This window comes from Lactobacillus sp. UMNPBX16, assembly GCF_002553775.1.
In the GTDB taxonomy this organism is placed as follows: domain Bacteria; phylum Bacillota; class Bacilli; order Lactobacillales; family Lactobacillaceae; genus Lactobacillus; species Lactobacillus crispatus.
Genome location: NZ_PCYU01000021.1, coordinates 43,786 through 56,346 on the forward strand (window position 1 = coordinate 43,786; position 12,561 = coordinate 56,346).

At 36.3% G+C, this 12,561-nt stretch carries 9 protein-coding genes and 1 pseudogene; 5 read left to right on the forward strand and 5 right to left on the reverse strand.

All coding sequences use genetic code 11. The annotated features are described in order from the left end of the window. Window positions 1-106: 106 nt before the first annotated feature. From CP367_RS05920 to CP367_RS05930, 3 genes are read right to left on the reverse strand one after another with little or no spacing between them, the layout of a single operon-like run. Window positions 107-1,441 carry a HAMP domain-containing sensor histidine kinase gene (locus tag CP367_RS05920; RefSeq protein ID WP_180707088.1) on the reverse strand — a complete coding sequence of 445 codons (1,335 nt, stop codon included), beginning with the start codon at window positions 1,439-1,441 and terminating at the stop codon, window positions 107-109. Next, complete coding sequence (locus CP367_RS05925) at window positions 1,428-2,147, reverse strand: response regulator transcription factor (protein WP_023488326.1); 720 nt, start codon at window positions 2,145-2,147, stop codon at window positions 1,428-1,430. Before CP367_RS05925 ends, CP367_RS05920 begins: the two co-directional genes overlap by 14 nt. A 57-nt stretch (window positions 2,148-2,204) precedes the next feature. Then, a complete protein-coding gene (locus CP367_RS05930; protein ID WP_005722412.1) occupies window positions 2,205-3,122 on the reverse strand; it encodes a prolyl aminopeptidase in 918 nt (305 codons plus the stop codon). A gap of 121 nt (window positions 3,123-3,243) precedes the next feature. Between CP367_RS05930 and CP367_RS05935 the strand changes: the two genes are divergently transcribed. Next, complete coding sequence (locus CP367_RS05935) at window positions 3,244-4,848, forward strand: ABC transporter ATP-binding protein (protein WP_089146064.1); 1,605 nt, start codon at window positions 3,244-3,246, stop codon at window positions 4,846-4,848. A gap of 148 nt (window positions 4,849-4,996) precedes the next feature. Continuing rightward, window positions 4,997-5,737 (forward strand): PAS domain-containing protein, encoded by a 741-nt coding sequence (locus CP367_RS05940; RefSeq protein ID WP_089146063.1) that lies wholly within the window; start codon window positions 4,997-4,999, stop codon window positions 5,735-5,737. On the opposite strand, the pseudogene CP367_RS05945 reads toward CP367_RS05940, so the two are convergent. Together CP367_RS05945 and CP367_RS05950 are read right to left on the reverse strand one after the other, a co-directional pair. Beyond that, window positions 5,663-7,408 (reverse strand): annotated as a pseudogene (locus CP367_RS05945) (IS1182 family transposase). The gene CP367_RS05940 and the pseudogene CP367_RS05945 overlap by 75 nt on opposite strands. Window positions 7,409-7,600: 192 nt before the next feature. Then, window positions 7,601-8,497: a LysR family transcriptional regulator gene (locus CP367_RS05950; protein ID WP_065989919.1), complete on the reverse strand. Its 897-nt coding sequence runs from the start codon at window positions 8,495-8,497 to the stop codon at window positions 7,601-7,603. A 113-nt stretch (window positions 8,498-8,610) separates the two neighbouring features. On the opposite strand from CP367_RS05950, the gene CP367_RS05955 reads away from it, so the two are divergent. The 3 genes from CP367_RS05955 (at window position 8,611) to CP367_RS10955 (ending at window position 12,557) form a co-directional block, all read left to right on the forward strand. Beyond that, the gene (locus CP367_RS05955) at window positions 8,611-9,873 is read left to right on the forward strand and encodes an MFS transporter (protein WP_065989918.1); all 1,263 of its coding nucleotides are present in this window, start codon (window positions 8,611-8,613) and stop codon (window positions 9,871-9,873) included. Next, window positions 9,863-11,365, forward strand: coding sequence for an FAD-binding protein (locus CP367_RS05960; RefSeq protein ID WP_065989917.1), 1,503 nt, complete (start codon window positions 9,863-9,865; stop codon window positions 11,363-11,365). Before CP367_RS05955 ends, CP367_RS05960 begins: the two co-directional genes overlap by 11 nt. Before the next feature lie 352 nt (window positions 11,366-11,717). Further along, window positions 11,718-12,557, forward strand: coding sequence for a transposase (locus CP367_RS10955; protein WP_233186481.1), 840 nt, complete (start codon window positions 11,718-11,720; stop codon window positions 12,555-12,557). Window positions 12,558-12,561 lie beyond the last annotated feature (4 nt).

Sequence of the window (12,561 nt, forward strand, 5' to 3'; positions counted from 1 at the left end):
TCTAAAATCGTTAATAATTTTTGTTTTGCTTTACTTGATATATTTATCTTACTAGGTAAGCGGCTTAAAAAAACTAAGATTTAATAGAGTTTAAATGAAGATTTCTTCATTTTTCTGTAGGAAAAGAAACTGTAAAAATTGTTCCCTGAGGACTATTATCCGTAACTTTAATTTGACCATGATACTTATCAGCTTCAGCTTTGACAATTGCTAACCCTAGGCCAGATCCTTTAACTTTATTGGAGTGGGACGTGTCTTCACGGAAAAAACGTTGAAAGATCTTCTCGCGATTTTCTGGCGCAATGCCCATTCCGTTGTCTGCAACTGTGAAAGAGACCTGTCCTTTATTTTTAGCTAATTTAACTACAATAGTGCTGTCTTGAGGAGAATATTTTGCCGCATTTTCCACTAAGTTGTGCACAATGTTGTGAAAATCTAGTGAATTAATACGATATTTCAATTCTTGTGGCATGTCAGTCTGTATTTTTTGTGGATAAACTGACTGTATTTCTGACACTACTTCATTAATAATTCTTACCAAATCAATTTTGACGACTTCAGTATTGCGTTCGATTCTTCCTAAGGTGAGTAAATCGTTGACTAATATTTCCATCTTTTTTGATTCAGTATCGATATAATCCAGTGACTTAGGGATGATTTCTGGTTTGGCTTGACCATGGCGTCTGATTAAATTAACGTGTCCTCGAATTGCGGCGATTGGTGTTTTGAGTTCATGTGAAGCATCACTGACGAATTGTTGCTCACGCTGTAAGGCCTGTTTTTGAAAAGTTAGCAGATTGTTAAAAGACTGGGCTAATTTTCGAATCTCTAATGGTTGTTGCGGCACTGTGATTTGCTCAGTTGAAGCACCTTGCTGGATTTCTTGAATTTCATTATTCATTACCTGAATTGGGCGACTCCATTTGTGGGCAAAACGGCGAATAAGGGGGATGCTCAGCAGAATAGCGATTAAGTTGATGACAATCATTGTCCCAAATAGCCAAATAATTAAATGAAATAAGCGATCAATGTTTAATGCAACCTTGATTTTAAAGTCATGCGAGTTTTCCGTCCGTAAGAAGTAAATATGCTTATTGGAATAGACCATGTTTTGATAATGATTTTGGCGATTAATTTGTTTAAAGGTCTCGTGAGCATTTTCAGAGTAATAACTTTTGCCTTGAGGGGTGGTTAAAATGATGGCATCATCGTCTTGTTTTGCCAAATAAGCATCCAGCATAGCCGACCAGTCATATTTTGAATCAAGATTTTCTTTTACTGCTTCAACAACTTGTTCACTTTGCCGTTCAGCTTGGTAATAAATATAGGCCGATGAAATAATTAGAAAAGCCAAATTGACCAGAATTAAAATAGCGACAAATAGCCTAACGAATAAACGGGTTAATTGTTGCGTAGTTGTTTGAGGATTATTTTTCTTCATGCTCATCATCTAATTTTCTTAAACAATAACCTAAGCCGCGAATAGTTTTGATGATTTTCTTATAGGGCTCGCCTATTTTATTGCGAATAGTTCGAATATAAACATCAACAGTATTGGTTTGACCAACGAAGTCATATCCCCAGACTGTATCAAGTAATTCATCACGACTTTTAACTTGCTCAGGATCACGCATCAACTCAGTGATTAAAGCAAATTCCTTAGGAGTAAGATAAATTTTTTCATTATCACAATAGAATTCATGCTTAAGCAGATCAATTTTTAATGGGCCAAATTCTAGGGAAGTATCAGGGACGTCATTTTGCTGCCGCATTTTTTCCAGTCTTCGCAAGACTACCCGAATTCGTGCCAGCAATTCCTCGATTTCAAATGGTTTGGTGAGGTAGTCGTCTAGTCCCTGATCAAGAGCAGAGCTTATATCAGAGGCAGAATTTTTGGCGGTAAGCATAATAATAGGGACATCACTTTGCTTGCGGATTCGCCGTAACACGGTCATGCCATCATATACTGGCAACATCCAATCAAGCAAAATTAAAGTTGGCTTTTCTTGAGTAAAAAAGTCTAATGCTTTTTTGCCGTCTTCAGCCCAAACAACTTGGTAATCCTCAAATTCTAATTCAGTTTTGACGAAGCTAGCGACGCTTTCTTCATCCTCAACTAGCAGAATTTTGACATCTTTTTCATCCATATCATTTTCCTTAAAAATAAAAGGCCGGAAATCGATTCCAGCCTGAATATCTGTTAATTAATTTTCGCCCTTAAATGTACCATTTTCTACTTCACGAATAAAGTCAGCTAAGTGCTTATAATATACGTCAGGGTTGTCAACCATGTGGTGGTGACCACCGTCAGGTGTAGTTACTAAGCGTGAGTTAGGAATCTTCTTTTGCATAATCTTAGCAGTTGAAATTGGCATAGTTTCGTTTTCACCAAAGGTTAATAGGGTTGGCACCTTGATCTTGTGTAATTGATCTCTGAAATGCCAGTCTTTTAATTTACCAGTAATTACGAATTCATTGTCGCCTTGGAAAGCGTTGTAAACGGCGGTTCCACCAATGTCTTTTAAGTGGTAAAGCTTAGATGGTTGCTTTCGGTCAACGAAATTAATATTTAAAATTTGTACGTCATCTTGATAGCGTTGATTATCATAGTCATTGTTCTTTTCGCATTCGTGCATAAAGTCGATTTCGGTTTGTGGTAAAACCTCTTGGCGTCTTCTGTTAACTGAAGCAACGTACTCATCGATTTCATCAACCATTGAGGAGATAATTGCACCTTTCAAGTGTTGACCATATTTAACGGCGTATTCTTGAACTAATAGGCCACCCCAGCTTTGGCCGATTAAATAAATGTTATCAAGTCCTAACTTTTCACGGACTTCGTCAACCTCATCTAAGAAATATTCGTAGGTTAAATATTTCTTGGCAATTTCAGGATCAGAGTAGTCAGGCTGATCTGAATAAAGTGAACCGAGTTGATCGTACATAGTAACTTGCACGTTCAAGCCTTGCTTTTTCAATTGTTCTGCAGTGTCTTCCCAATATTCGTGATTGCCGCCAGGACCACCATGCAAAGCTAGAAGATGAATGTCGCCTTCACCTTGGGTGTTGGTCCATAAGTGATAACCGTTGTCTAAAGTAATAATTTTAGTACCAGTCTTCATTAAAAGTTCCTTTCTGTTTTTCATTAAAAATTAAAATGATTACTCTAATTATCGTATCTAATTGAGAAAAAGACAAGCTAGCGGGTATAATGTTTCTAACGGGATAGAAAAGGAGAAATTAATGAGCCTGAAGTACGCTAAAAAAAGCCAAATTATTAGCTATACCATTTTGGCCGCAATCAAGGCCTGCAACATCGTCTTTGTAGCTTATATGGTACAAATTATGTTGAATGTTGCTTCGTCAGGATCGCATGATTATCTGCATTTGATTCGCCTGGCTGCTTTGTCTTCCTTAGGTCAGATGTGTTTTATGGCCAGTAACTTTGTCTATGAAACGGTAAAGATGGGCATTATTCGTGACGTGAATATGACCTTTAAGCGCGCTAACTTGCGTTATTTGGTTGATCAAGGTGAGCCTGATATCAAGAGCGGTTTATCACTGATGACCAACGATTTAAAACAGATTGAAACTAATCGGATAACGGCACAATTGGATATGATTTTCCAAGGTTTGTCGTTTTTCGGGGCAATTACTTTTTCTTTTTATAGTTCATGGCAGATGACCCTAGTATTTTTGATTGCTACGCTTGCGCCAGCATTAGTTCAAATGATTACTAGTCCTATCATTACACGTAAGTCCAAGATTTGGGCAACGACTAATGCTAACTATACGCAAAATGTGTCCGATTCATTAAATGGGGCACAGGCTACCAAGCTTTATAACGTGCGCACCAACATCGTTACACGAGCAGCTGGTGCGGCCCAGGCAATGGAGAACGCTCTGCGTAATATGACATTGACTCAAGCTTGGGCACTAGAATTAATTTATTCAGCTGCTGAATTGTTTTGCTTCATCGTACCATGTACTATTGGCGGTATTATGATGATGCAGGGAAATTTAAAGGTGGGTACATTAGTAATGATGGTCGATTTGGCCTTGAACTTTATCACGCCAATCGTGACTCTTTTTAACGAATTTAACCAAGTCAAGTCGACTGTGCCAATGTGGGAAAAGACTCAGCGCGCTTTGCATCACGTGCTGAAAGATGATAAGCAGAAGATCGATCATTTTGATGGTATGGAGGTTGAACAACTATCTTATGTTACAGGTAGTGATCACAAACGCATCTTTGAGAATGTGAACTTGGAAGTTAAGCCAGGTGAAAAAGTCCTATTGATGGCGCCAAGTGGTTGGGGCAAGACTACCTTGCTTCGTTTACTATTAGGCTTGAGAAAACCGAAAGATGGTAAGATCCTGATCAATGGTACGGATGTAACGGGAAATTGGGATGCTGCCCACAATTATTTTTCCTATGTTAATCAAAAGCCATTCATGTTTGATGATACGTTGCGTTTTAACATTACATTAGGACGTAAGGTGAGTGATGAGCACTTGAAAGAAGTTATTCATGAGTCTGGTCTAGATGAATTGGTAAAGGAACAGGGTCTAGACAAGGCTGTAGGTGAAAACGGTAGTGGCTTGTCGGGTGGACAAATCCAAAGAGTAGAAATTGCCCGTGCGCTTTTATCAGATCGGCCGATTTTGCTAGCTGATGAAGCGACAAGTGCACTTGACCCCAACTTGTCGTTAGGCATTCATAAGACGCTGTTGAAGAATCCACGTATTGCTGTTATTGAGGTGGCTCATAAGATTTCACCAGAAGAAAAAGCGATGTTTGACGTGATCATTCATTTGGACACTCATACAATTGAGACAAAGATGTAAAGAGTTGATCGTTGATCAGCTCTTTTTATATAAAATAATATATAATTTAGCTAGCGAAAATATTTTATAAAATATATTAAAATCGTTGAACTGAAACCACTTACATCATATAATTAGGTTAACAGAGTTCATACGAGGAGGTTTTACTATGGCTGAACCAAAATGGCTTAAAGATATGAATGCCGATGAATACTTAAAAGAAGATTTTGATGCAAAGGGCAAGTCTAAATATACAGTTGAGGGAATTGATAAAAATGATCCTGATTGGTTAGATAAAGCCGCTAAGAAAGTTCATGCTGCAGAAGGTGATGATTACGTCAAGCTTGATGCAGGTTTGTTAACTGTTAACCAACTTAATTGGATGTTAAGGAATACTATCGGTGAAATGACGTTTGTTGACGATAATAATCAATTCTTGTGGTATAACCGCCCAACTGATCCTAACAAGAAGATGCTGGCTAAACGTACGCCAGATCAAGTTGGTGATACGATGGGAGCAGTTCACCCAGATGTTCGTGACGTTATTCCGGATGCTAAAAAAGTTGTTCATGCTTTGCGGACTAAGGAAGCAGGTCATGATGATGTTTATATGCCAGTACCAACAGGCAATTTGAAGAAGTTGGTTTTGCACTATTATAAGCGTGTAGAAGACGACCAAGGTAACTATGCTGGTATTTATGAATGGGTCCAAGACCTGTATCCATTAGTTAAGTACTTCTGTGAGACTACTGGTCAAAAATTGGTAGTAGATGATGATGCAACTACTGGTGCAACTTACCGTAGAAATTCTGATCCAGACGCCGCAACTGGTGCATCAACTAAAGCTGCAGAAGTTAAAGAAGAAAAGCACGAAGAACCAGATACTACAACTGGTGCTTCGCAACATTAATATCAATTGCAATGAAAAAAGCGACTCAGTTTTCTTTTTTAAGAATCTTGATCGTTTTTTTATGCTCTTTAATTTTTTTAGCATTAGAAGATGGTCTTCCATCCATCTTCTTTGCCAATATTTATTCAAATTCATCATCATGAAGGCTATTCCTATGTCAGTTTCTACTTTTTCTTTACCCCGCAAGTGGGTTCTGCGCATGCCAAATACGTTCTTCAAATGCCCGAAAACTGGCTCCACATCATATTTTCTCATGCCATAGATGTGTCTGCCTTCCTCACTTTGGAGAACTTCTTTTGTTTTCTCTTTTAAATATTGCCAATTAGGATTATAGCGAACTTGGCGCTGGCGACCGCTGGCTGTTTTAGCCAATTGTTCCAATTCTGGCGTTAGCTGGAACTCGTCTGCTTCATAAACCTTAAAATCACGGACCTGACCTGTAGAACGATCCTTGCGTCTGCTGTAATATTTGAAATTGAACCTGACACCATGATGATCAATATAATAATCATCCTTTTCGTTGTAATACCAGTTGATTAGTTTAGTTGGATCGTTCTTGTACTTTTTGGTCTGTTCTTTTTCATATGTAGTGTAGGGAATAAAGTATTTCTTGTCTGGGTATTTTTCCTCCAGCATGGAATAATTGTATTCACTGCCATAGCCTGCATCGGCGACAATTTTGTCAAACTTATCCAACACGGTCATTTGATCTAAAACCGGTTCTAAAGTTTTGAAATCAGTCGGATTAGGGAAGATGGCATAATCAACTACATATTGATCGGTCGTGACTGCCTGGACATTATAGCCAGGCTTTAATTGACCATTTTTCATGTGGTCTTCCTTCATATGCATAAAGGTAGCGTCATGATCTGTTTTGGAATAACTGTTGCGTCCAGCGAAGATTTCTTCGGCTTCTTCATATTTTTGCATTCTGGGCACATAGTCTTTTTGCAGTCTGTGCAGAATCTTTTTTAGCCCACGTCTTTTGACTTTCCGAGGCGAGCCGCCAGGAATAGCCTTTGTTTCTTGCTCAATCTCTTCAGTCAGCTTATTAATTTCTGCTTCAGTTTCCTGAGCCAGTTCCTCTAGTCCTTGACTAGTTTGGACTTTTTCTTTTTCCATTTCTTTGACTACTTCTTTAGCAATCAATTCATCGTAAAGCTCAACTGCCTGGCCTTTCAGCTTTTCATGATACTTTTTAACTGCTTTGCGCCAGACAAAAGTATAGCGGTTGGCATCAGCTTCAATTTTAGTGCCATCAATAAAGGCGGCACCTTCATTGATTAAGCCTTCATCTTCTAATAGATTGGTGAAGTAGATAAAGCTCTTTTTAATCAGTTCATTGGCATGGCTGCTTGATCTGAAATTATTGATAGTATGGTATGAAATCTTTTGCTAGTTAGCCAAGAACATCATCGGCAGATTTTCTTCCAGCATTAATTCAATCTTTCTGCCAGAAAAAACTCTTCTGGAGTAGGCAAAAAGCAGTATTTTGAGCATCATGGCTGGATGATAGGCTGGCCGTCCCGTCTTAGCTGTCTTGCCTAATAAGACATCTTCTGGAATTGAGTCTACAAACCAGCTAATGGTGTTAGCCAGATGATTAGCTGGAATGGTAAAGTCTAGATTAAGTGTTAAAGCAGTTTGACCTGTGATATAATTCTTGTACATATTAGTTTCCACCTTTTTGTTTTTATTTTGTGGTGATTTAATAATATCAAGGCTGGAGCTAAAAGTATACAAAAAGAACGTTGAGGCAAAACTCAACGTTCTTTTTGTATGATCTGGAAAGTAGTTTTTTCCCAGACACTTCTTTTTTTATCTTCATTAATAATTTTCAGTTAGAAATAATGGTTTAGAATACTATTTATCGTTTAAAAATGCATTGGCGGAGTTCTTAATTATATTTAATACTCGCTGAAAATAAGGTCTATTATCCAGTTCACGATTGTATGCAATACCAAAATAATAAGTAACATCACTATTCAGAGGAATATAAATAAAATCAGGATCGTTCTTATCTGCCAAGATATCGGGTATAATTCCTATTTTTGCATCAGATTTCACTTTTGAGGCAATAGTCATAAAATCATATTTTTTTGTGTAATTAATGTTATTTTCATTAGCCAGCCTAAATGATAATTTTTTAATTGAGGGCAAAACTTTTTTACTTGACCATAGAATAATTTGACGATTTTTGACATCTTTGAAATTTAAAACCTTTTTGTTATGTAAAGAATCTTTTCTTTTGAGCATGACTGAAAAACCCATCTTTTTAAGTGGAAGAAATTTAATGTCTTTTGCGTTATAAAAAGCATCTTCCTCGAAACATAAAATGTTCAAGTATTTTTCACGTAGCAAGTTTATTAATCCGGTTGGTGTATTTGGATCTATAACTTCCACATTTACAGAGACATGGTTTAATTGACCAATCTGATCAATTGCTTTAGGTAAAAATTTGCTCTCTGTAGGAGTATCCGTAAAGCCTAAAGTTAAAGACAAACTATTTTCTCTTAAATCGCTGATCGTGTCATCTAATTTCTGAGCTATTGGTTTAATTATTTGGTAAAAATAAGATCCTTTATTTGTTAATTTAATATGCTTATGACTACGATCAATTAATTTAAAACCTAATTCTTTCTCCAAACGACTTATATTTTTAGATATTGTCGATTGAGATAGAAAGAGCTTAGTAGCACTTTTAGAAAAACTATTATTTTCAGCAACTGTAATAAAACATTTAATTTGATTAGTATTCATTAGAAGTATTCCTTTTTGTCAACTTATCATTCTGATTATGATGATTCTTTGTCATATGAGTAGTTTATATTAAAAGTGTAAGCGCTAGCAAGTAATTAGGAAGAAGAATTTAAATGAGTACGAAACAAAAAGTCTATCCTTGGTTAATGATTTTGTTAACCGGACTATTAATGTGTGTGATGGTTGACACCTATACAGGTACAATTAGTTTATTCTTACCGCCGTTGGTTAAATCAATGGGGGCAAGTTTATCAGTAGTTACCATGTTTTTCCCGGTAATGATTATTTCAATGGCTATCGCGGTTTCTCAAGTTGGATCTTTGATCCAAAAAGTAAACGTTAAATGGTTTTTGACAATATCTATTATTGTTGGTGGCATAGGATCTATTATTATTTCAAGAGCCACTAATTTAATTGTTTTTTATGCTATGGCTATCTTACTTGGCGTAAGTAGTGGCTTTACCGGCTTGGTTGTTCAAGGAATTGTCATTAATAATTGGTTTGCTAAAAGAAAGAATTTTGCATTTTCTGCAGGTTCGTATGTACAAACGATTTATTTGGTTATACTAACGCCGATTATTAATAAGTTAATTCAAAGTATTGGCTGGAGAAGTTCATTCTTCGTTCTGTCAATGCTGACTTTAGTAATAGGAATTCCTTCAGCTTTGTTCATTAGATTAAGACCTGCTGATATAGGTTTAAAACCTTATGGTTATGATCCAAAAAATCTTCAACAAAGTCAACAAAGTTCCAATAATAAACAAGTAAAAATTCCAAAAAGAGCGATTATTTTCTCAGTTGCTTTTTTCATTACTTTGCTGTTCTTTATTAGCATTCAATTTGCTTCAAACGTTTTACAATTATTCCCAACTTTTGCTTTAGCAGTTGGCTTTGGCCCTACAATTTCAGGTATGATGCCTACTATTCAAACAGCTTCAGATATTGTAATTACCCCACTGTTTGGTGTGACTACTGAAAAATGGGGTGGTAAAAAAGCTTTACCATTCTGGGCTATTGTAGGTATTACTTCAATGATTTTATTGATCATATCTAACAATATGCATCAAGTAACATTCGCTCTTATAGCGGCTGGACTTGCTGATATTTATACAGTTCTGCTTGGCCCAGGATTACAAGTATTTGCTCGTGAGATGTTTTCAGGCGAGTCATTTGATTTAGGGATGTCCTATGCAGGTTCTGTATCTTATGTTGTGGGTGCTTTTGCTGTGCCTGCCTTGAGTAGAATTTATGAGGCCACTAAGAACTTTAATACCGTATTTTACTTTGTTATTGCATTTATGGTATTAGTCATTGTTCTAATCTGGATTGGTAGTAAAAATATATTTGTTTACAAGGTGAATAAAAATGCAAAATAAATATGATGTGATTATTGTTGGTGCTTCTAACGCTGGCGGTCTTGCCGCCGTTGGAGCCTTACAAAGAAAAGCTAAAGTTTTAGTAATTGATAAAGCAAAAAGCGCGGGCTTTCTTTATCGTGATACTATTGCTTCGATAGGAAGTAAAGCACAGAAAAACGCAGGTCTTAAAATTGATAAAATGAAATTACTTAATTATTTGACTGCTTTTGCGCAAGGCCATGTAGATCAGAGATTACTTAAAACATGGATGGATCATAGTGCAGAACCTGTAGACTGGATTGATGAAAATATTTTGCAGCCTAAAGGAGCTTATATGAAAGCTACTACTGATGCTCACTATGAAAGCTTAATTAACACGGCGTTTCCAACAGGAAACGAAGTAACTAATAGTAAAGGCGATTTTTGGGAATGGAATTACGGTAACTGGTTGCTGGAAAAGCTTAAAGATCTAGGTGTCGATTTTGCATGGCAAACAAAATTAGAACATTTAATTAAGCAAGACGGAAGAATAGTAGGTCTTGAAGTTCAAGATCAGAAAGATAATTCAATTCATAAATTATATGCAAAAAAAGGTGTAATTCTTTGCACAGGAGGTTATGGCTCTAATAGTGCTTTAATGCAAAAATGGAATCCTCAAGGATTAAGAACAAATGCTTACAGTGATAGCCAAAGAGACGATGGATCTGGTTTGATGGCCGCTATTGAAGTAGGTGCTGAAAAGGATGATCAACCGGCTTCTATTGTTTTCGATAGAGCAGCTATTCCAGTTGGTACAAACGTTAATGATTTTTACAGAATTGATACAACTCCACCTAATGACCCAGGTTATTTATGGTTAGGTTCATATCCTTTCCTGAAAGTAAACCTGAATGGCGAAAGGTTTATGAACGAAAGTCAACCATATCAATTTGATATGAATGGATCTTCTTTACAACCGGGAAGTGTTGAAGTAACCATCTGGTCAGAAGATACTATGCAAGAGAAGGTATTAAAGAAATTCCATACTTTAGGTTGCTCTAGACTAGGATTCCCAGGTATTTATAAAGCTAGTGAAGCTCGTAAAGAAGTACAGGATCGAATTAAAGATGGATTAGTTAAAAAAGCTAATACCATAGATGATTTGGCTAAGCAATTGCATTTACCTGTTGACAACTTGAAGAAGAGTATTACAAGATATAATCAAATTTGCCAAGATGGAAATGACAGTGATTTTGGTAAGGAACAATATCGTTTATATCCAGTTAATAATGGGCCATATTATGGAGCTTGGCTAAGTGGACGGTTACTTGCAACTCTTGATGGTTTAAGGGTAAATACAAAGATGCAAGTTTTAAATAAGCAAGGCCAAATTATACCTGGCTTATATGCCGCAGGAAATTGCTCTGGAGGGTTCTTCTGGGGATCATATCCGGATCGTGTCCCTGGTTTAACAGCAAGTCACGCTCAAACTTTTGGAATGCTTGCTGGTAGGTATGCAGCTGAAAACTAAATTTCTTCACTTGTTTTTACAAACAAATGTTGTATGAATTCAACTACTAATAATCTATAAATCGTGTATTTATAAAGACTATGTCTTGATATTTAATTAAGATATGGTCTTTTTCTGTATGAATCAAATGCTTTTGATTTAAAAAATTATAATGAATATTTTTGCCTAAAAAAAGCAAAGGCATTAACTAATGTCATTAAGTTAAGACATTGATGAGTTCGAAGCTTTGGGAACCGAATCATTTGGATTCGGTTCTTTTTCTCTTTACAATAAAAATAAAGGTGAGCAGATATAGACATCTGCTCACCTTTTTGTCTCTTATCAGGTCTTTCATAGAAAGGTTGTGTTTCTCATGAAATCCCTTCACTCAAATATTTTAAAGCTGATGGATCAGATTATCAATCAATTCGCTGCTAATATCCATAAATTTACCTTTTCAGATCAAGCTTTTACTCGCTGTCGCAAGCTTAATGTGATCGATTTGATTAAAGTGATTCTTAATATGGGAGTCGGCAGCTTAAATAATGAATTGCTTAATGCATTTCCCAATGTTAATTATAGAATGACTGCTTCAGCTTTTGAGCAACAGAAGGCTAAATTAAAACCTGAGTGCTTCAAAGCAATTATGGATAAACTTAGCCATGCCAGATCTGAATTGAAATTGCTGGATAGTCAATACTTAGTGGTAGCGATAGATGGCTCGGACTTTAACCAACCATTTAATCCTGAATCAGAAAATATCTTTAAGGACAAAGATGGACGGATATATTGTCAAGTTCACGTGAATGCTCTCTATGATGTTTTGAATAAATTGTACTTAAATCTAATTTATCAGCCACGACAGCAGATGAATGAACGCGAAGCCGCTTTAACGATGTTAAAGTACTTAGACAAACAAGAGCAGGATTTCTTAGTCTTAATGGATCGCGGCTATAGCAGCTTTAATCTGATTGAAAATTGTAATCGCCTTAAGCATTGTCATTATGTAATCCGAACTAAAGCAAGCAAAGGCAATGGTGGGGCAATTAAAGAAATAGCTGCGATGCCTGACCATGAATGTGATATTGACTTATCTTGTCAAGTCACTTCACTACATCGTTATTACATAACTCACAAAGATACTGAAAAGTTTTTACACTTAGTTTTGCATAAAAAACGTCATTACAAAACTGTCAGATCAAAGAATACATAGGATG